The 17,985-nt window shown below is 67.0% G+C and carries 19 protein-coding genes and 2 pseudogenes; 9 read left to right on the top strand and 12 right to left on the bottom strand.

The window, feature by feature from the left end; translation table 11 throughout:
- Positions 1-626 precede the first annotated feature (626 nt).
- Positions 627-778 (top strand): annotated as a pseudogene (locus tag ACM6LU_RS37000) (chaplin family protein); the annotation flags it as partial.
- 119 nt (positions 779-897) lie between these two features.
- Positions 898-1,224, top strand: coding sequence for a hypothetical protein (locus ACM6LU_RS36995; protein ID WP_414942520.1), 327 nt, complete (start codon positions 898-900; stop codon positions 1,222-1,224).
- A 701-nt stretch (positions 1,225-1,925) separates the two neighbouring features.
- Here ACM6LU_RS36995 and ACM6LU_RS36990 read toward each other — a convergent pair.
- On the bottom strand, positions 1,926-2,192 hold the full coding sequence (locus tag ACM6LU_RS36990) for a YkvA family protein (protein ID WP_414942519.1): 267 nt from the start codon (positions 2,190-2,192) through the stop codon (positions 1,926-1,928).
- A gap of 615 nt (positions 2,193-2,807) precedes the next feature.
- Between ACM6LU_RS36990 and ACM6LU_RS36985 the strand changes: the two genes are divergently transcribed.
- Entirely contained in the window at positions 2,808-3,017 is a 210-nt protein-coding gene (locus ACM6LU_RS36985; RefSeq protein ID WP_414942518.1) for a hypothetical protein, read from the top strand.
- Between the two features lie 85 nt (positions 3,018-3,102).
- On the opposite strand, the gene ACM6LU_RS36980 is transcribed toward ACM6LU_RS36985, so the two are convergent.
- The 6 genes from ACM6LU_RS36980 to ACM6LU_RS36955 form a co-directional block, all read right to left on the bottom strand.
- On the bottom strand, positions 3,103-4,185 hold the full coding sequence (locus ACM6LU_RS36980) for a helix-turn-helix transcriptional regulator (RefSeq protein WP_414942517.1): 1,083 nt from the start codon (positions 4,183-4,185) through the stop codon (positions 3,103-3,105).
- A gap of 181 nt (positions 4,186-4,366) precedes the next feature.
- The gene (locus ACM6LU_RS36975; RefSeq protein WP_414942516.1) at positions 4,367-4,723 is read right to left on the bottom strand and encodes an NUDIX hydrolase; all 357 of its coding nucleotides are present in this window, start codon (positions 4,721-4,723) and stop codon (positions 4,367-4,369) included.
- Positions 4,724-4,959: 236 nt separating this feature from the next.
- Positions 4,960-5,679, bottom strand: a complete 720-nt coding sequence (locus ACM6LU_RS36970; RefSeq protein ID WP_414942515.1) for a hypothetical protein — start codon at positions 5,677-5,679, stop codon at positions 4,960-4,962.
- A 218-nt stretch (positions 5,680-5,897) separates the two neighbouring features.
- Complete coding sequence (locus tag ACM6LU_RS36965; protein WP_414942514.1) at positions 5,898-7,109, bottom strand: GNAT family N-acetyltransferase; 1,212 nt, start codon at positions 7,107-7,109, stop codon at positions 5,898-5,900.
- Between the two features lie 87 nt (positions 7,110-7,196).
- Positions 7,197-7,550, bottom strand: coding sequence for an MmcQ/YjbR family DNA-binding protein (locus tag ACM6LU_RS36960; RefSeq protein ID WP_414942513.1), 354 nt, complete (start codon positions 7,548-7,550; stop codon positions 7,197-7,199).
- Positions 7,551-7,960: 410 nt separating this feature from the next.
- The gene (locus tag ACM6LU_RS36955) at positions 7,961-9,019 is read right to left on the bottom strand and encodes a GlxA family transcriptional regulator (RefSeq protein WP_414942512.1); all 1,059 of its coding nucleotides are present in this window, start codon (positions 9,017-9,019) and stop codon (positions 7,961-7,963) included.
- 120 nt (positions 9,020-9,139) lie between these two features.
- Here ACM6LU_RS36955 and ACM6LU_RS36950 point away from each other — a divergent pair, with 120 nt between their 5' ends.
- The gene (locus tag ACM6LU_RS36950; protein ID WP_414942521.1) at positions 9,140-10,069 is read left to right on the top strand and encodes an NADP-dependent oxidoreductase; all 930 of its coding nucleotides are present in this window, start codon (positions 9,140-9,142) and stop codon (positions 10,067-10,069) included.
- A gap of 484 nt (positions 10,070-10,553) precedes the next feature.
- Here the strand turns inward: ACM6LU_RS36950 and ACM6LU_RS36945 are convergent, their stop codons facing one another.
- Positions 10,554-11,018 (bottom strand): VOC family protein, encoded by a 465-nt coding sequence (locus tag ACM6LU_RS36945; protein ID WP_414942511.1) that lies wholly within the window; start codon positions 11,016-11,018, stop codon positions 10,554-10,556.
- A gap of 225 nt (positions 11,019-11,243) precedes the next feature.
- Positions 11,244-12,194, bottom strand: coding sequence for an NADP-dependent oxidoreductase (locus ACM6LU_RS36940; RefSeq protein ID WP_414942510.1), 951 nt, complete (start codon positions 12,192-12,194; stop codon positions 11,244-11,246).
- An 83-nt stretch (positions 12,195-12,277) separates the two neighbouring features.
- On the opposite strand from ACM6LU_RS36940, the gene ACM6LU_RS36935 reads away from it, so the two are divergent.
- Together ACM6LU_RS36935 and ACM6LU_RS36930 are read left to right on the top strand one after the other, a co-directional pair.
- On the top strand, positions 12,278-12,850 hold the full coding sequence (locus tag ACM6LU_RS36935; protein ID WP_414942509.1) for a TetR/AcrR family transcriptional regulator: 573 nt from the start codon (positions 12,278-12,280) through the stop codon (positions 12,848-12,850).
- A gap of 288 nt (positions 12,851-13,138) precedes the next feature.
- A complete protein-coding gene (locus ACM6LU_RS36930; RefSeq protein WP_414942508.1) occupies positions 13,139-13,381 on the top strand; it encodes a hypothetical protein in 243 nt (80 codons plus the stop codon).
- Positions 13,382-13,885: 504 nt separating this feature from the next.
- Here ACM6LU_RS36930 and ACM6LU_RS36925 read toward each other — a convergent pair.
- Complete coding sequence (locus ACM6LU_RS36925) at positions 13,886-14,329, bottom strand: hypothetical protein (RefSeq protein ID WP_414942507.1); 444 nt, start codon at positions 14,327-14,329, stop codon at positions 13,886-13,888.
- Positions 14,330-14,368: 39 nt separating this feature from the next.
- Here ACM6LU_RS36925 and ACM6LU_RS36920 point away from each other — a divergent pair.
- A pseudogene (locus ACM6LU_RS36920) lies at positions 14,369-14,893 on the top strand (fatty acid desaturase family protein); the annotation flags it as partial.
- Between the two features lie 259 nt (positions 14,894-15,152).
- Here ACM6LU_RS36920 and ACM6LU_RS36915 read toward each other — a convergent pair.
- Positions 15,153-15,374, bottom strand: coding sequence for a hypothetical protein (locus tag ACM6LU_RS36915; protein ID WP_414942506.1), 222 nt, complete (start codon positions 15,372-15,374; stop codon positions 15,153-15,155).
- 192 nt (positions 15,375-15,566) lie between these two features.
- Between ACM6LU_RS36915 and ACM6LU_RS36910 the strand changes: the two genes are divergently transcribed.
- Both ACM6LU_RS36910 and ACM6LU_RS36905 read left to right on the top strand, forming a co-directional pair.
- Complete coding sequence (locus tag ACM6LU_RS36910) at positions 15,567-17,045, top strand: alpha/beta hydrolase (protein ID WP_414942505.1); 1,479 nt, start codon at positions 15,567-15,569, stop codon at positions 17,043-17,045.
- Positions 17,046-17,178: 133 nt separating this feature from the next.
- Entirely contained in the window at positions 17,179-17,337 is a 159-nt protein-coding gene (locus tag ACM6LU_RS36905) for a hypothetical protein (RefSeq protein WP_414942504.1), read from the top strand.
- A gap of 392 nt (positions 17,338-17,729) precedes the next feature.
- Here the strand turns inward: ACM6LU_RS36905 and ACM6LU_RS36900 are convergent, their stop codons facing one another.
- On the bottom strand, positions 17,730-17,930 hold the full coding sequence (locus ACM6LU_RS36900) for a hypothetical protein (RefSeq protein ID WP_414942503.1): 201 nt from the start codon (positions 17,928-17,930) through the stop codon (positions 17,730-17,732).
- Positions 17,931-17,985 lie beyond the last annotated feature (55 nt).

Genomic DNA, 17,985 nt, shown 5'->3' with positions numbered 1-17,985 from the left:
GTGCTGCACTGTGGGAGGACATCGGAAGTGGCTCTCCTCGCCGATCGTCAGGAACACCCGGCATGGTAGCCGTTCCGGCACCGCGCGTCACCGGGCCACCGGCCGTCTCATGCATTGCGCTGACCGAGTCCGGCGACGCGGCTAACCACCGGCGAATAGCGCGCGTTCGGATATGGCAACTGCACCGGTGGTGGCTGACATAACACCCCGTCCCAGCTGCCGACGGTGTCCCCCTGGTGGTGTTCCCACCGTGAAACCGTCATCGACGTTGGGCGCGGCGGCACCTGGTGACAACTCTCTTGGCCGACTGGTGACCACAATCGTGTCCCGAGCGGCAAATGATTGTGCTTGTGGCTTCCACGGCGTTGAGTCCCACGGTGGCCGACGCTTGCTAGGCCACTACTCCAAATGGGCCGATCATGTGGATGGAGTGTGACATCGGGTAACTCGGCTGTGACTGATCCGCTACGCAACGCGCGAAATATTATGGGCTCCGCTCGACGTATCGTCACCGTCCTGACCACCGGCGCTGCCGCGTTCGGTGGCTTCATCGCGACCGCGGCCGCCGCGGAACCCGCCCTCTCGATGCCGTTGCCGGTCGATCAACAGCTTCTGCAGGTGAGAACACTCCGAATGGAGCGGAGATCGGCTCGCCCGGACTCCTGTCAGGCAATGCCGTCCAGGTGCAGTCAACGTCCCGGTCAATCTCTGCGCGAACAGCATCGACGTGCTAGCACTGCTCATTCCGACTAACGGCAACCTCTGCAACAAGCAATAGAACGCGGGGCCGGCGGGAACTGCAGCCAGCGGGAATTCTAGTCAAGACACCGGCGAATGGTCGTTTTCCGAACGGACACGAACACCTGCGCCACCACGGGACGTGCGCATCCACAGCCGGTGCTCGACGCTGAGTGCCGCAGGGCCGACCTCACCGCGACCGTAGGCACGATCGTCTCCCTCCACAAGAGATCCACTGACCATCGCTGGGCCGTCCTGGTTTGGAGCAGGCCGGGTTGGGCACTTCCCGGTGCGGCCACCGGCCGCCAGGGTGAGGACTCGCATGTCAGCGGCGCCTTATGCGCTCGCTACGGCGATCGGGCCGCGGTGGCGGAGGAGACGTTCACCCCGGAGACACCCGGCGTCCAACCGTTCTGGGACGGGATCCCGCCGTGTATCCAGACGGGTACGACCTCGGTGCCCAGGACCTGGGAGTCCTCGGCGTGACCGCGAGTTGCAGGACGTCGTACGGGGCGGCGGTGAACGTGAAGGTCTCGTTCCAGGTGGCGGTCGAGCCGGTGGGGTATCGGGTCGGAGTGCGGTGTTGTTGTCCCGGCGGACGTGATTGACCCCAGTGATGCCGGTGTGTCGCCCGGGTGGGGTGGTGCTCGTCCGGGTGGCTGCTGGTGCCGGAGCTGCCTCAAGGGGCATCCCCAAGCGGAAACCGAGCACGGGGTCGGCGAGTACACGAGCCTCGGGGGTGAGCCGCGGGCACAGGCAGTCGCCGTAGTACCAGAGATAGTTCCAGTGACCTTTGGTGGTGGGGGCGTTCCGACTCTCTCTGACCACGTCTCACCCTCATCATCAACGGCCACGTCGCCACGTCGCACACGTCCTGACCAGTAAACGGGAACAATAGCGCCACCGTGACCGGCGAACAGCGCAACTCACCGCCACAGAACCGGCCGTTGTCCGGGCGTTCGGATACCAGGCCGGCCATGCCGACCAACGCGACTCGATCCATCGGAAGACCGGCCGCGAGCAGATGACGGTGACGACGCACACGAGGTCTCACCGCCTGGTCCCGGGACCACCCCGGGTCGTTTCAGGCCCTCGACGGAACCGGCGGGCTATACGGCCACAACGTGGAATCGCAGCACGCGACGAACACAGCCCGCGGCGTCGGCGGGCCGAGGGACCGGCCGTGCTCAGTCCGCCCGGCGGTCGTCACGCGCCTTCTTGGTAAGCGACCTGCTGACGAAGATCAGCCCGCTGGATAGGACCACGATGTCGTCGAAGTACACCGGGTCGGGCAACAAGTCGAACGGGAACACCGTGTAGGCCAGGGAAACCCAGTAGGCGACCTTGGTCGGCACCGGCGTGCCCGGCTGATGGACCTCACGGTGCTTCCGCACCAGCTTGACCACAAGGAATAGCGCGACCACAACGAGGACGGCGACCACCACTACGGCCACCACGCCAAGTGTCGTCCACAGAGATTCCACGTGATCCGCTCCCATCACCACAACGCCGTCACCGTAGCGGCACAACCGCGATACGGATCTTGCTGTGCTGGCGCCTCCAGATTCAGGACCTCAGCTGGGACACAAGTTGAGCAAACCGGGCAGGCGACCTCCAGCCCAGAGTGCCACGGGTGCCACACGAGTGGCACACCGAGGCCTACTGACCTCCACCGTCGACTAGGCCATCACCGCCACCAGAAACCGGTTAATATACAGCGTGAATGGCTCACCTCGCTTACCATCTGCGGCCGCGGAGAAAAGGGCGAATGTCACCGGCGACGAGTGTGGGCGCCAGGCAGATCAACGAGCTCGTCTCGGAGAACACTCCGTGGCGGCTCAAGCAGGCCAACGCCAGGCAGGCCAACGTCGTGCACCAGTGCGGAACCGCCTCCCTGGACGCTCGGCGAGAACACGCGTCCGCGCTACCTGCGGGCCCCGCCATCCGGATATCTACCGGTCGGTTGCTTCGGGCTCGAGCTGCCAGATGTGTTTGCGCTAGCCGATGTGGTGATTTCCCAGAGCGGGCGGTGACCATCGCCCAGGTGACCGAGCTAAGGGACGGCGAAGGTGGTCGTTCGGTTGGCGTCCTCGTCCGGTGGCGAGCGGGTCCGCAACACGCGGCATCTCGCCGAGCAGGGTGCCGCGGCCGCGGCCGCGGCATGGCCGTTCGTGTACGCGAACTGGGACGACCGGGCCCTACTGACCTGCTCGTTGACGTCGCCCTGGACGCCGCGGGCGGAGTGCCGGGCACCGGTGGTGAGCAATGAGATCGAGTAGGTCATGTTTCAACTGGATCCGAGGATCGGAACTGCGACTGCCTCGGATCCGAACCGTAGTTCGGTCGGCAGAGGGGTCGTTCAGCTCAAGTTGTGGGGGCGAGCAAGGCACGCAGCCTTTGCAGAGCGCTGTGTCCGTGCGCGGCGACCGTGTGAAGACCGTGGCTATTAGCAGCTCGGAGGACCCGTTGGAGTTGATGCGGGAGCCGTCGTTGTTCAGCGGCGTGGAGCGCGTCGTTGAGTACTTCGGTCGCGCCGGCGTGGTCTCCCATGGCGGCCAGGGTCTCGCCGTGGGTGACGTGTTCGATGACCTGCCATTGTGGTGCGGCAGCGTCGGCTGCTGCGGGTCGGGACAGGACGTGCAAGGCGTCGGTGGGACGGTCGAGGGCCAGCAGGCCGCGGGCGTGGATTTCGCGTAGCGAGAATGGGTTCAGCAGCATGCCATCGTGGTGCGCGGTGTCGTCGAGTACGCGGCGGCACTCGGTGATCGCGGCAGTGAAACGTGGTTCGTGGCGCGCCTCGCCGGCCGCGCGGGCGAGCAGCGCGAATGCGGTGCCGCAGTCTTCGGGTGTGGTGGCGATGGCGGTGGCGTGGTCGAGGCGGGCGATGGCGGCGGGAAGCCGTTCGGCTTTGCGGAGTTCGTTGCCGTGCATGCGCAGGGTGTGCCCCAGAAAGGCAGGGTCGTCGAGATGGCGGGCGAGCAGGAGCGCTTTGCCGGTCCAGACAGCGGCGCCGGTGAGGCGTTCCTCGGGCAGGACCGTGCCCAGAGATACACCCAGAGATAGGCGACCGTGGGCCAGCAGCCGGAGGGTGTGGGGATCGAGGCGGCCTTCCGCGGCGCGTGCTTCGAGCCGCGCTACCAGGGGCCACAGCTCGTTCACGGCATCGACGGCGCGGCCGGCTTGCCGGGCGATGTCGGCCAGCCGGATGACGCTGTCGCCGAACTGGACGAGCGCGGCGAAGTCGGCGTCGTCGGGGTCGGTGACGCCGAGAAGGTGGTACGGCAGGCCGAGACGGTGCGCCAGGTGCTGTCTGGCGCGGACCCCGTCGAAGGACCGCTTCCCTGTCTCGATCATCGCGATGTACGACTTGTCGTAGTCCAGCAGCTGGGCGAGTTCCTGTTGGGACAGGTCGTTAATGGCGCGGTAGGCGCGCAGGTTGGTCGGCAAGTCTCGGGAGGCGAACGCCGTGGCTGCGGCGGGATCGGACCACATCCACACTGCCGGAGCGAGCCGGGACGGTGCGGTGATGAGGGAAGCGATGCCGCTGCGGCAGGCCGGACACACTGCCGAAGTTTCGACGCCGCTGAGGCGGTGTCCGCAGCGTTCGCACCGCTGGTCCACAACAGACCTACCCGACCGCACTGTCCGCGGCGAGCCGGTGAAACCAGGCCGCGATCGAACGTTTGTAGCCGTCCGGCATGACCAGGCCCGGGACCTCGTCGGTGGTGGCACGGCAGCCGTAGGTCACGATGAACACGTTCTTCTTCGCCACGGCGATGTGGTACATCCACGAATCGAGGATCTCCACGACGTCGACGCTGATCCGCGTCTCCTTGTGGATCTCGCGGGCAACGCATCGCTCGGGGGTCTCGCCGAGTTCGACGCGGCCGCCGGGCAGTTCCCATTCGTCGCGTTCGTTGTGCAGGAGCAGCACGCGGCCCGCGCGCACGACGACGCCTTTGATGGAGACCGGGTAGTCAGGCATCGCCGGCAGACCTCCCTGCACAGGGTGGACGAGGTGATCAGAACCGTAGCAGGCACCTGGCGAGACAGACCGCTGACAATCTGTCAGTGGACACCGACAGTGAGCGACCGGCGAACGCACTCTCATGCCGCGAAGCGCACGTTGGGCGGTTCCCTGCCTCGTGTCCCTTGTGGACGGTCATCGGGATGTGCGTGAGCGTTTTGAGTCGTTCTCTTGAAGGGAAAAGCGGAGCCCGGTCACCCGAGGCGCGCGCTGTCCGCGATCCTGGTGAGATCGTCTTCGGCAGGCGAGTCCGGCATCTGCAGGTCACCCCACACCACGACCAGCAGCGTCCCCTGCGCGGTGGGCAAGGCGACCACCCGGTAGGTGGTCGACGGCGGGTCGCAGTCGTCCCTGCCGTGCGGGGTGACCGTGCCCTGCACCTGCGCCCCGCCGTCCGGGCGGCGTCCGACAGGGCCGGAAGACACCTGACCGCCGCTGCGGAAAGCCCGCGTTCCCCGATACATCAACGCGTCCGCCGCGGCCGCCATCGGATCGGTGGTACGCGCCCGGTCGAGGTAAAGCTGGCCGAGGATGGCTTTCGGATTCGCTGCGCAGTAGCCCGGTTTGTACCGCGCGCCTCGGGTTCGAACGTCCGGGATGTAGGTTCCATCGACCGGCTGCCAGGTGGGTGGCACCTCGACGAACACGCCCAGCCCGAGGTCCAGCGTCTTCCAGCCGGGCGCCGGCGGGGTTCGGGAGGTACTGCTCTCGCTGATAGGCCAGGATGAGGCAGCGCTGTCGTCCTTGCTGTTCAGGAACACCAGCAGCCCGGCCACCAGACCAGCGATCACCACCAGCACGCCGACGGTGATCCCGGCGATCATCCCCGTGCGACGCCGTTTCGGCGAAGGCGCCGGGTAACCGGGCTGGGACGGGAAATCCGGAAACCACTGCTGCTGCCCCTGTCGCTCCACGAGCGCAGGCTAGCCCTCCGGCACGCGGTTCCGGCGCTGCTGTCCGCATCCTGCCAACGTCCTGTCATGCCGATGAGCGAGTGTTTTTCGATGCCGCCGGGTTTCGTCCTGAGGGTCGTTTGGGATGCGGCTTACGAGCGGGCCGCAGGGTTACAGTTCACCAGCGGCAACGCCCCGTCGCCCAGCCGCTCAACGGCCGAAGCCTTCGTCCCGCAGTACTAGCGCCAGCGCATCAGGTAGGTGGGGCCGTTGTCGTCGTGGCGCTCCTCGCGTTCGTCATAACGCCATTGCGCGAACATCGTCCGCGCGGTGGCGGGCGGCGTGCTACGGCGAGCCTTCAGCAGGGCTTCCAGTTCATCGAGGCGCGCGGGCATATGGTCCCCCGCATCCCATGCCTTCACCCAGACGCGCCAGGCTTCCTGTTCGAGGGCGAGACTCTCGTCGTCGATCGGCCAGACGGAGAACTCGTCGCCGTCCTCGAAGAAGCAGTTCAGCCTGATGAAATAGTGCGGAACGCCGGAGATGTCGGCGACACCGGCTTGCGGGCCGTCGTAGCGCTCGTTTTCCACGTGGACGTATTCGAAGCCAACGGAGATCAGCTGCTCCCGCGTGGTGAAGCCGCGGTTCTCCAACGGAACGATCGAGACGGGGTACTCGGTGAACCAGCCGCCGGCACGGAAACCGAGCTTACGGTACATCGGCTCGCCCTCGGCGGACGCTTGAAGCGCCACGGTGTCGTATCCGGTGGCGCGAGCGCTGTCCACTGCGGCCAAGGTCATGACGCCGCCGAATCCCCGGCGGCGGAAGGCGGCCAGGGTGGAGATGTTGTAGATACCGGCGACCTTGGCGTGCAGGAACGTTTCGCCTGAGCACACCGGCTCGCCGTGGTGGTAACCGATCAGATAGTGCGCCGGGCTGTCCTCGGCGAGGGCGGACGGGGCCACACGGTCGTAGAACTCGATCACGGCGGCGGCGGGTGGGTTCCAGTTGGCTGCCAGGATTTGGGCGTAGCTGGCGAGTTCCTTGGGTGTGCGGACCCGGCGGATCTCCAGGCCCGGGTGCGAGCCTCCGGCGGGGACTTCCGCAGTGTGGGCCCACATCGCGGCTTCCCTCTCCCCTGCAGCCAGCTCGACGTAGTCGAACGGCAGGTCCGCGGAATTCGGGCCTGCCCACCATGAGAAGGCGCGGCCGGTCAGACGCAGCTTGAACGCTATGAAGGAGAGGCGGTTTTCCCTTTCGTCCGGCGCGAAACGAGCATTCGCGACGATGTTGAAGGTGTCGGCACCGGTGCTGACATCGCCTTCGATACCGCTGTCGGCGATCACCACATCGTCGGTTTCCGTGACAGTCATGCCTTCGGTGTGGCGATGCAGATGACAGGCATGTTCGGCGAGGTTCGCCTCGATGCGCTGCGTGAGCCCGGCGTACATGGGCTCACCGTACGGTCATGGTCGGCACCTGACCACTTGATTTGCCAGTGGAAGCACCACTTCTCGTGCGTACCTGTACCCGGAAGCTTATTTCGTTCGCTCGCTGGACAGCGCGATCCACTTCAGTTTCTCTTTCTCCCGCTTGGAAAGCTGAGCGACCACGAAGTCGTAGGAATTCTCGATCGTCTCCCGGACCAGCTCGTCCGGTACCGATCGGTCCAGGACAACGGTGTTCCAATGTCGTTTGTTCAGGTGGTAACCGGCGTTGATCGCCGGATGGGCCGTGCGGAACTGGACCGCGAGATCGGGGTCGCTTTTGAGGCTCACCCGCAACGGCTTCGCCGACAACGGGGTGAGCGCGAAGATTTCCCCGCCACCTTGAAGACACTGGTGTTCTCGGCGAACGGGAACTCTTGGCGGGAACCGGGGAAGTCCGAACACAGTTTCTCCAGCGCGGCAGGCGTCATAGGGCGAGACCAGCCCCGCAAGACCGGTCCATTCGGCGGATAGCCGCCGGTCAGGGCCGCCGTCATGGATCGGATCATGAAACGCTTGCTGGTGCGGTGGTTAAAGCGCGGCCGCGGTTGTCCGTCTCCTCACATGCCGATGGGCGAGCGTTCGTCGTACACCCGTTACTGCCGTTGTCCCAGGCCCGGTTAGGGCCATGCCGGCTGGTGGCGCTGACCTGAAATCAGCCGGTGTTCGCGCGGTTTTGGCTGGTGCGGGTTCGCGCTGTGTCGGCGCGCGGAGAGAAGCGTGCAGGTACGGACAGGCAAACGTGTTCAGCCGTGGGAGCGCGAAAGTGCTCCTGCGGCCGTGATCGGTCGGTGTTGCGGGTGCTGAGCTTGGTTCTACCTCGCCGCGTCCGACGCGCGGAAGGTGTGCCGGTAGGTCGACGGGGCGACCCCCGCTTCCGCCGCCAGGTGTCGACGTAGCGAGGTGGCGGTGGCGAAGCCGACCTCGTGGGCGACTCGATCCACCGGGAGGTCGCTGGACTCCAGCAGGTGCCGCGCCCGCCGCAGCCGGTGCTGGGTCAGCCAGCGACCGGGACTCATGCCGGTTTCCTCGCGGAAGCGCCGGGCGAAGGTACGGGTGCTCATCGCCGCGTGGGTGGCCAGTTCGTCCAGCGACAGTGGCGATTCGAGGCGCTGCAGCGCCCAGTCACGCGTCGGCCCGGTGCCGGTCGTGCTCGCCGACGGCACGGGCTTTTCGATGTACTGCGCCTGACCGCCGTCCCGGTACGGCGGCACGACGCACTGGCGGGCGACCTGGTTGGCCACCTCGCTGCCGTGGTCCTGGCGCACCAGGTGCAGGCAAACGTCGACCCCGCTCGCCGCCCCGGCTGAGGTCAGCACGTCGCCGTGGTCGACGAACAGCACGTCGGCATCGAGCTCGACCTGCGGGAACAGTTCCCGGAAGTAGTCGGCCAGCGCCCAGTGGGTGGTGGCCCGCCGCCCGTCCAGCAGACCAACCGCGGCCAGCAGGAAGGCACCGGTGCAGATGGACACCAAACGGGCGCCAGGGCGCACGCGGGACAGGGCTGCGACGGCCCGCGGGTCCGGGGAGGCGGCCGAGGCCGGGAAGATCGCGTACGGCGGGATGACGAGGGTGTCCGCCTCGGGCAGTACCTCGGGACCGTGTCCGGGGGTGACGGTCAGGTCCGCGTCGGTGCGTACGGGCTGTCCGTCCACGCTCGCGGACAGTACCTCGTAGCGGCCACCGGCTGATCCCAGAACTCGGTGCGGGATGCCGAGTTCGAAGGGGTAGACGCCGTCGAGGACAAGGACGACGACCTTGTGTGCGTCCGGCCGCGGGCGGCGGCGCATCCGGCGGTCGAGTTCGGTCGCGCGGTCGGCGAGGTCACGGGCCCGGGACGACGCGGCGCGGGGGACGGCAGAGTCGGGGGGCATGGCAAGAACATATCGGAAGATGACCTTCTTGCCATCGTCGTGGATCGGGCGTCCGGCCAGGATGACCACATGACCTCGACCGAAACCGCGGAACACTCCGGCTCCACGGGCACCCCGATAATGCTCGCCCTGCACCAAACCGCCCTTGGTGGCCCCGACGTCCTGCGGCTGACCGAGCTTACGCGGCCCGCGCCCGGCCCGGGAGAGATCCTGGTCGCCGTGCACGCGGCCGGACTCAACCCCACGGACTTCAAACACCGCGCTCACCACATCTTCCTGCCGCCACCGCCGATGACCCTGGGGTGGGACGTCTCCGGCACCGTGGTGGAGACCGGCGTCGGCGTCACCCTGTTCCGGCCCGGTGACGAGGTGTTCGGCATGCTGCCGTACCCCTACGGCGCCGGTTCCCACGCGGAGTACGTGACAGGTCCCACCCGCGCCTTCGCGGCCAAGCCCGCCGGGATCGACCACGTCCAGGCCGCCGCTCTGCCTTTGGCCGCACTCACCGCCTGGCAGGCTCTCGTCGACACCGCGGACCTGCGGGCGGGGCAACGGGTGCTGATCCACGCCGCAGCCGGCGGCGTCGGTCATCTCGCGGTGCAGATCGCCAAGGAGCGCGGCGCGCATGTCACCGGGACCGCGAGCGCCGCCAAACACGACTTCCTGCGCGAGATCGGCGCGGATGCCTGCATCGACTACCGCACTGAGGACTTCACCGACACCGAACAGCGGTACGACGTCGTCCTCGACGCCCTCGGCGGGGCAACCGCGACCCGTTCGGTGGGCGTGCTCCGTCCCGGTGGGGTCCTGATGTCCCTGGCGCCGTACGCCGAAGACACCCAGGCCGCCGCGGAGAAGGCGCAGGTCCGCGCCGTCACCCTGCTCGTCGAGCACGACCAGGCCGGAATCCGCGCTGTTGCCAGACTCGCCGACCGGGGAAAGCTCCGCGCCTACGTCTCCGGCACCTTCCCCCTCGCCGAAGGCGCCCGGGCCCACGCCCTCGGAGAGACCGGCCACACCACAGGCAAACTAGTCATCACCGTGCGCTGACCCCGATGGCACAACCATCGCCCGATTCCGCGTCACGGTCAGCTCAGGGCCGCCCCTGAGCTGGTGATCTCCGACGGGCTCGCGTCTCCTGCCCGACACCCTGCACCGTCCATAGTGGACTAGTGAGGCATATGGCCAGCGCATCGCCACCTGAGCGCGTTCACCTTTACGGGGTGAGCACATTCAGGCGTACGCCGACACGCCGCGATGTCTGGCATCGCGCTGCTCGACCAACAGGCGCTGGAGCCAGCGCCGGAACGGCTGCGGTCCGATCTGACCACTGGCCGTTGGCATCGTCGGCACACTGACCTGCTGGCTATGGACGGTATGGACCTGGACTCATACCGGCTGTTGGTTGGTGGTGCGGGGTGAGTGCGGCGCCCCGATGATCATCCAGAGGCTCGCCGGCCAGAATCAACGCACTCTTCTGCCGCTGACCCAGTGTCTGAGCGCACGTGCCGGATGTTCGACGTGACAGTGACCGTCACGGTCCGGCGGTTGGATCGTCGAGGTCGAGCGCCGGCATCGCCGCTATGTCCTGGGCCCAGGTGTCGCAGAACCCCGGCTGGACCGCGAGGTCCACCAATTCGATCCGGGCTCCGATGCTGTCGAGACGGTGGTAGGTGAAGGAGCGACCGTAAGGGCACGAGTCGAACTCGATCGGTGCGCCTCGAGTCACCAGGCGCTGTTTGTCCGCCGTGACGTCCTTGGACCAGTAGCCGATGTGGTCGAAGCGGGAACCGTCGGTCGCATCCCACGGACTACCGACGGGGCCCTGAATCACTTCGAAGAACGGCGGCCCCTTGACGGAGAACACGATGCGGTAGTCCCAGTCCCCGAGGGTGCCCGCGCGGACTGGACTCCAGGTCACGCCCAGAGTGCGGGTGAGGTCTTCGGTCGCCCGTCCGATGTCCTGAACGACGAAGCACAGGTGGTAGAAGGAGTTCACCCGTCCTGTCTACCAACTCCGCGATGTGCGTGGCCGCCTGACCGAGACGCCGCGACATGTCCGGTCATGCCGCATGTCGCGCGCTCATGCCGAGGGCGGGAGTTGGAATTGGTCATCGCCGCCGCTGCTCACATGGATGGTTCGAGCGGTTTGACTTGGCTATAGGGGTGTTCGGGTCTCAGTACTTGTTCGGCAACGGGATCGCCTGGCCAGGCGGCAAGGTGATCACAGGACGAGCATGAGTTTGCCGCCGGGTCGGCGGGATTGGCTGAGCTTGGCCGCTTCCCGGATCTGGTCGAGTGTGTAGGTGCGGGCGACCGGTACGACCAGGATGCCTTCGCCGGCGAGCCGGGCGAACTCGTCCATCTGGTCGTAGCGGATCTCGGTGGTGATCCGGACTCCCAGGTCGGCCGCCGCGGCGAAGTCCGAGAGGGTGAGGACGCGGTCGGGGTCGCCGGTCAGCTCGATCAGAATCGGCAGCGAGCCACCGGCCGGGCTGGGCTGGTCGGCGCGGTCGATCCGCCCGCCGGTCGGAGTCGCGTCCAGGGCGCGGTCGACACGGCCTCCGGCCAGTGCGCTGACGCGTACGGCCGTGCCCTCGCCGTAGGTGGTCACCTGGGCGCCGATCTCTTCCAGAGCGGCGGTCCGAGTGGGTCCGGCGGTGGCGATCACCCGAATATCCTGGTGCAGCGCGAAGCGCACCGCCGCCTCACCCACGGTGGTGCCCGCGCCGTGGACGAGCAGCAGCTCACCCGGCTGAATGCCGAGGTCGTCGAGCGCGCGCCGCGCCGTTTCGGCCGCCATCGGCAGCGCGGCGGCCTGCTCGGCGGTGACGCCGTCGGGGATGTGTGCCCAGGCCGGCATCAGCGCGTACTCGGCGGCGCCTGCCGTCGGGCCGTCGAAGGTGGCCGGGCCGAACACGCGGTCGCCGATCTGGACGCCGGTGACGCCGTCGCCGAGCGCGTCGACGGTGCCCGCGACCTCGAGGCCGAGCCCGCGCGGCAGCGGTGGCAGCTGGTTGGCGAGGAGACCGTCGACGACATGCCAGTCGGCCGGTGTCAGGCCGCACGCCCGCACGGCGATCCGGATCTGACCAGGTCCGGGCTCCGGCTGTGGGACGTCGCGAAGCACGATCACGTCCGGGGAGCCGAACCGGTCGAACTGAAGAGCCTTCATGACGATCTCCTATGTGATGACAGCATCTGTTGTCATCGACCGTACCAGCTGATAACAGCTTCTGTTGTCGTACTCTGGTGGGTATGCCGAGATGGGAAGCCGACGCACAGGGCCGGCTCGAGCGCGCGGCGCTCGAGCTGTTCGAGACCCAGGGGTTCGAACGCACCTCGGTCGCGCAAATCGTAGGCGCTGCCGGTCTGAAGGAGCGCTCCTTCTATCGCTACTTCCCCGACAAGCGGGAAGTCCTCTTCGCCGGCAACGAACTCGAGGCCCACCTCGTCGCCCAGGTCGAGGCAGCCGACCCGGACCTCACCCCGATCGAGGCGCTGCTGACCGCGCTGGGAACCGCCGAGGAGATCTTCCGCCCGCGCGAGTTCCTGCTGCGCCGGGGGAGAGTGATCGCCGCCAACCCGGCACTGGCCGAGCGCGATCTGATCAAGCTCGCCGACATCGCCGACGCGCTGGTACCGGCGCTCGAGCGCCGCGGCGTCGAGCCCGGCAAAGCACGCTTCATCATCGACGTGGTGCTGGCGATCCACCGGCGCGCCATGCCTCGCTGGCTGGCCGAGCCGGACACCACCCTCTCCCAGCTCATGGCCCAGGCCGCCGCTGAACTGCGCGAGACGGTCACGCTGCCAGCTCCGACGACCGGCTGAGCAGGCTCGGCCAGGCTTCCCCCATCGGCGATCAAGCCCAGGCAGACGTTGCGGCTGGGGCCGGACGCATGGCGCTGCTGAACGCCCTCTCATGCCGCCGAGCGCACATTTCGGCTGGTCCACTGGCGTGCCATTGATCGAGCGCGTGCGAGGATCTACGCCTGTGGAGGTAGAGATCGTTTCACGTGCGATGGCTGCGGTGACGACACTGGCCAGAGAGCTGCGTCTGCGGGTCGACGACGTCGTCGTGATTCATGATTCGAACAGGCTCGCCCTGCATCTGTTGCCGTGTGGCGTCTCGCCCGAGTAGCACCGGCGGGACAGGAGGTAGCCGCGCTTGAGGTCGAATTCGCTCTGCGACTCGGTGAAACCGCGAGCCTCGTCGCGGCGCTGGAGGCTGGGGTTGAGCCGCGGGTCTACGAGCGTGACGGCTTCGCCGTGACCTTGTGGACTTACTACGAGGTCGTGCGTCCTGAATTGGACTTCCCGGGCGCATACGCGGGCGCGCTCGGTCCGGCCCTGCTCGAGTAGTGCCTGAGAGCTATGTCATAGACCTTGCGCCCACCGGCGTATTTCCGCGTGAGCGTCGCCGTGGGGGATGGCCCGGTCGGCACCGAGGTCGTTCGTCCCGCCTTCCCGCTGATTGCGCCTCCCGGAAGAAGCAGTCCCAGCATCATGCGGCGCGCAAGGTGGTTCGGGAGGCCTCGTCGCAGACGAAGAACGTCTCCACGTTGGAGTGAACCTGCTCGGCGGGCAGACCGAGCAGGCCGGTTCTGTCGGTGGTGCCTGCTCGGATCTGCGCTCATGAACAACGATTTCACCGAGTTGCTAGCCCAGCTGCGTGCCGCTACCACTGATTCTCTTGTGGACCAGGCCGAGCTCACCAGCGCTACTGGTCCACGGAGTCGTCCAATCTCACCACGGCGTCACCAGTCTCTCGGCCGCCCACTTCGAACCACTGGACCTGCGTGGACTCGCGGGACCATCACGTGACTTCCGAGAGCGGGCGCGGTGCCCCTACTGGCATGTAGGTTCTCAATTTCGACGTCGTAATCTCACGAATGATGTCGTGCGAAAGTCGTATACGACGTCGCCTTGAGACTTGCTCCTTCGCCGGTCTGCCACGGCATACGATCGCGGCCCCGTGGGCGAACGGGGAAACTCGCTGCTCAATGCCACCTTCAGGACACTGCGCAACGTCAGGCTCTGTCCCTGGATGATCGGCAAGATCGCCGCCGCTGGTGCTCCTCCACGTCGGGCACGACCCGTTACGTGGAAAGGCCCACTAGGAGCGGCTGTCGGTGAGCCTGCCGCCGCGCACCGGCGGCAGGCCGTAGGCGCGGCGGTATTCCCGGGTGAACTGGGTGCGCTGGTGTAGCCGACGGCATCGGCGGTGTGCACGGCCGTGGTGTCGCCTGCCACCAGCAGGCGCCGCGCCTCCTGGAGTCGCAGGTGCTTCTGGAACTGCAGCGGGCTCATGCCGGTGGCGGCCTTGAAATGCCGATGCAGGGTGGCCGGCTGCTGTTGGAAGGCCTGAGCCTGCACTGGGCCAGCATCCAGGCCGTGTGGCGCGGTGCGGTCAAGGACCGCCGCCTCGACGCCGTGCTGCTGGGCGCGCACATCGCGGTCTACCTCGCCGCGGTGTTCCTCTTGCTGTCGCCGCCGGTGGCGATCGCGTTCATCGCTGGGCACCAAGGCGTCTGGGGCGTGTACATGGGCTGCTCGTTCGCGCCCGGACACAAGGGCATGCCCACCTACACCGACGCCAGCACACTGGACTTCCTCCGCAAGCAGGTCCTCACCAGCCGCAACATCCGCGGCGGCCGGTGGGTCGACGTCGCACTCGGTGGATTGAACTACCAAATCGAACACCACCTGTTCCCCAGCATGCCGCGCGTCAACCTGCGCCGCGCCCAGCCTGTGGTGCACAAATTCTGCGCCCAGCACGGCATCAGCTACGCCCAATGCGGCCTGTTGCGCACCTACCGCTATGTCCTACAACACTTTCACGACGTCAGCGCGCCCCTGCGCACCTCGGCCTGATCCAGCCGCCGGTGTCACAAGGTCCGGTTGCTGTGCCGCCGCCATGACGAGCTGGTGTTCGGCCAGGCGCCTCCGGCGCCGCCCGTGCGCGGAGCCGGTCCCGCCGCATCCGCGGCCGTGCCGCTGCCAGCTCGACGCCGGGATCGCCGGTGAGGGATGGGAAGCCGACGCACGCCGGGCGAACTGTCCTTCACCAGCCAGCGTCCCATCGGTCTCAGGGCCCGCCGCGCAGGTGAAGACAAGGTGATGGCTCCCCGCTTCACCGCCGATCTACTACATCGACCCTGACCTCGAGCCTCCCGAAGATGCTGTCCTGAAGCGAGGTCAGGGCAACGAAGGCGCGGTCGCCGCCGAGCTGTTCCGGTGTCGGGCCGGCGGGTGTGGGGACGTTGGCAAGGCGCTCGGCCAGTGCGGCAAGCGCGTCACGGTCGCCTTCGAGGGCGGCGCGTTCGTCATCGGTGAGGGTGAGGCGTTCCAGCATCGGATCGACACCGTCCTTTACCTCGAGCAGGCGCCCGGCACTGGATTCCTTGGGCAGGTAGAACGGACAGCGCGCGCTCGAGTGTGCGATTCGACTTGACTGTGCCCTTGGGGCACGGTGTTCGCTGCATTCGGCTCGCACCATCGTCCGCTGTGGACCGCGCGATGGCGTCACCCCGAGGAGGAGCACTCAATGCGTAGATCTGTGGTTGCCGTTCTCGCCGCCGCCCTGGTGGTGCCCCTCGCCCCGCCGGGCCTGGCTGCGGACGCGGCACCGGACAGGCCGGCCACCGTAACCTGGGGGAAGTGCCCCAACGGCACACCTTTGGGGCCGCTGGAATGCGGGAGGCTGAAGGTTCCGCTGGATTACAACGACCGCGGTGGCAAGACAATCAACATCGCGATATCGCGGATGGCCAGTGCCAAACCGGAGAAGCGCCGCGGTGTACTGCTGCTCAATTCCGGCGGACCGGGCGCCCCGGCGATGAATTACTCGATGATCTTGACCTATCTCGGGTTGCCGCAGAGCGTGCGGGACAGCTACGACGTGGTCGGCATGGATCCGCGTGGCGTCGGCTACAGCACCCCGGTGACCTGTGACATGCCGCCGGGGACGTCACAGACCGCCAACATCCCGGAATACGCGTTGGATTCGGCCGATGTCGCCAACCGCGCGAAGAGGATGGTCGAGATCGCAAAGAAATGCGGCTCCTCTTCGACGGCGTCGATCCTGCCGTATATGACCACCGCGAACACCGCACGTGACATCGACAAGGTCCGCGAGGCACTGGGTGAGCGGAAGCTCTCCTACCTCGGTGTCTCCTACGGCACTTACCTCGGCGCGGTCTACGCCACGATGTTCCCGAACCGCGGTGACCGGATCGTGCTCGACAGCTCGATGAGCAACGAAGGCAGTAGTCCCGCGGCTTCGCGCGGGTTCGGTCAGGGTGTCGAAGACAGGTTCCCGGATCTGGCGAAGTTCGTCGCCGCACATCCGGAGTACGGCCTTGGCGCCACGCCAGAACAGGCGAAGCTGAAGTACTACGAACTGGCCGCCCGGCTGGACGCGAAACCGATGGCGGACGGCTTCGACGGCAAGCAGTTCCGCAAGGGCACGTTCGAGCGGATGTACACCGACGCGGGCCTGCCCCAGGCAGCCGAGATGTGGCGTGCCGTCAACACCGGCCAGCCCGTGGAACCGCTGCCGAGCACGCCGCCGCCTCCGGACCAGCCTGCGGACAACGCCGCCGCCGCCCAGCTGGCGGTGCTCTGCAACGACCGGAACTGGCCGGAGTCGGTGGAGTTCTACCAACGTCAGGTCGAAACCGACCGGTTCCGGCACCCGATGTGGGGTGCGGCCGCGTCCAACATCTGGCCGTGTGCGTTCTGGCCGACCGAGCCGATCGAGCCCCCGGTGGAGATCACCGGCCACGGGCCGTCGAATGTGCTCATCGTGCAGAACCTCCGAGACCCGTCCACCCCGTTGTCCGGTGCCGAGAAGATGCGTGCGGCCCTCGGTCACCGCGCCCGGATGATCACCGCCGACCAGGGCGGGCACGGTGCCTACCTCTACCAGAAGAACAAGTGCCTCAACGACGCCACGACCGAATACCTCGCCACCGGAGAGCGTCCGCCGCAGGATTTCGCGTGCGCGGCCGAAGGAACGTCTTGACGCAGGTGGACATTCGTTCGCCGTGCCCAGGTCGCTGTTGACGCCGAATGCTTCGAATGGTGGCAAGGTAATCGTGCGCTGGGCTGAGCCCAAATGTTTGCTGGCGCGGTGGAGGTCGAGGTGTCGCGTTGCCATGAGCCTCGGCGTGGACCTCCGTTCGTGTTCACCAGCTGACGCGGCTGCCACCTACGCCGGTGTCGGCCACCACCCGGCCCCGGTCATGGACCGGCTCGAAACCCTCGGCGGGCCGACGCTGCCGAGAGCCCTCCTGTCCGGTCGGACCGGTCGGTGATCAGCCGTAGCGCGGCGGTGCCGGCGTGGTTGATCACGCCCTGGTCGGCTGGTCTCGACGGCCAGAGCGACCGACCACGAGGTAATGTTCCGCACCGGAAAAGTGCTCCTTGGTTGTGTTGGGGAATAGGCGTAGACACCCTCATTTCCCCAGTCCAGGAGCACTTTTCTCGGTCAGGACACAGCCAGCTTGAACTACCCGGGTATCCATACCTTCGGGAGTACCCTCCGGCGTCATGTCGGCCCGGAAGGGACACCCGGCCCGCAGCACATAGCCGGCCTCCTGAGATTCCATGTATCCCGCTGGCAATACGTTTGGAGCGGGTCACTTCAGTGGTGAGTGCGCCATGAAGGATGTAGGTCCGTTCTCGGCGCTGTTGGTCGTGCGCCTTGTCAGCTCTGTGGGGTCAGTCCTGCTACGGCCAGCCGGAACAGTCGGTCCGCCGCGGAGGCGGGCTCGGGGTAGTGCTCGGTGGCCAGGGCGATGCCGACGATCAGCGTGATCAGGTCTGCGACAGTCCAACTGAGGCCACGGCGGCGGTTGGACACCTCCGGCACCGGGCGGTATTGCCGGTCAGCCGATCGCGGAGGCATAGTGAGCCACCAGCCGAACCACCTCCGGACTCGATTCCTTCGCCGAGAGAGGGAA

The organism is Amycolatopsis sp. cmx-11-51 (assembly GCF_047608665.1).
GTDB lineage: Bacteria > Actinomycetota > Actinomycetes > Mycobacteriales > Pseudonocardiaceae > Amycolatopsis.
This window is presented reverse-complemented; position numbering and strand designations above follow the sequence as displayed.

Coding starts and splice junctions, on each gene's coding strand:
- ACM6LU_RS36975 (WP_414942516.1), bottom strand. CDS start 4,723: ATGCCTGACTACCCGGTCTCCATCAAAGGCGTCGTCGTGCGCGCGGGC.
- ACM6LU_RS36965 (WP_414942514.1), bottom strand. CDS start 7,109: ATGTACGCCGGGCTCACGCAGCGCATCGAGGCGAACCTCGCCGAACAT.
- ACM6LU_RS36955 (WP_414942512.1), bottom strand. CDS start 9,019: ATGCCCCCCGACTCTGCCGTCCCCCGCGCCGCGTCGTCCCGGGCCCGT.
- ACM6LU_RS36950 (WP_414942521.1), top strand. CDS start 9,140: ATGCTCGCCCTGCACCAAACCGCCCTTGGTGGCCCCGACGTCCTGCGG.
- ACM6LU_RS36940 (WP_414942510.1), bottom strand. CDS start 12,194: ATGAAGGCTCTTCAGTTCGACCGGTTCGGCTCCCCGGACGTGATCGTG.
- ACM6LU_RS36935 (WP_414942509.1), top strand. CDS start 12,278: ATGCCGAGATGGGAAGCCGACGCACAGGGCCGGCTCGAGCGCGCGGCG.
- ACM6LU_RS36925 (WP_414942507.1), bottom strand. CDS start 14,329: ATGAGCCCGCTGCAGTTCCAGAAGCACCTGCGACTCCAGGAGGCGCGG.
- ACM6LU_RS36915 (WP_414942506.1), bottom strand. CDS start 15,374: ATGCTGGAACGCCTCACCCTCACCGATGACGAACGCGCCGCCCTCGAA.
- ACM6LU_RS36910 (WP_414942505.1), top strand. CDS start 15,567: ATGCGTAGATCTGTGGTTGCCGTTCTCGCCGCCGCCCTGGTGGTGCCC.
- ACM6LU_RS36905 (WP_414942504.1), top strand. CDS start 17,179: ATGAGCCTCGGCGTGGACCTCCGTTCGTGTTCACCAGCTGACGCGGCT.
- ACM6LU_RS36900 (WP_414942503.1), bottom strand. CDS start 17,930: ATGCCTCCGCGATCGGCTGACCGGCAATACCGCCCGGTGCCGGAGGTG.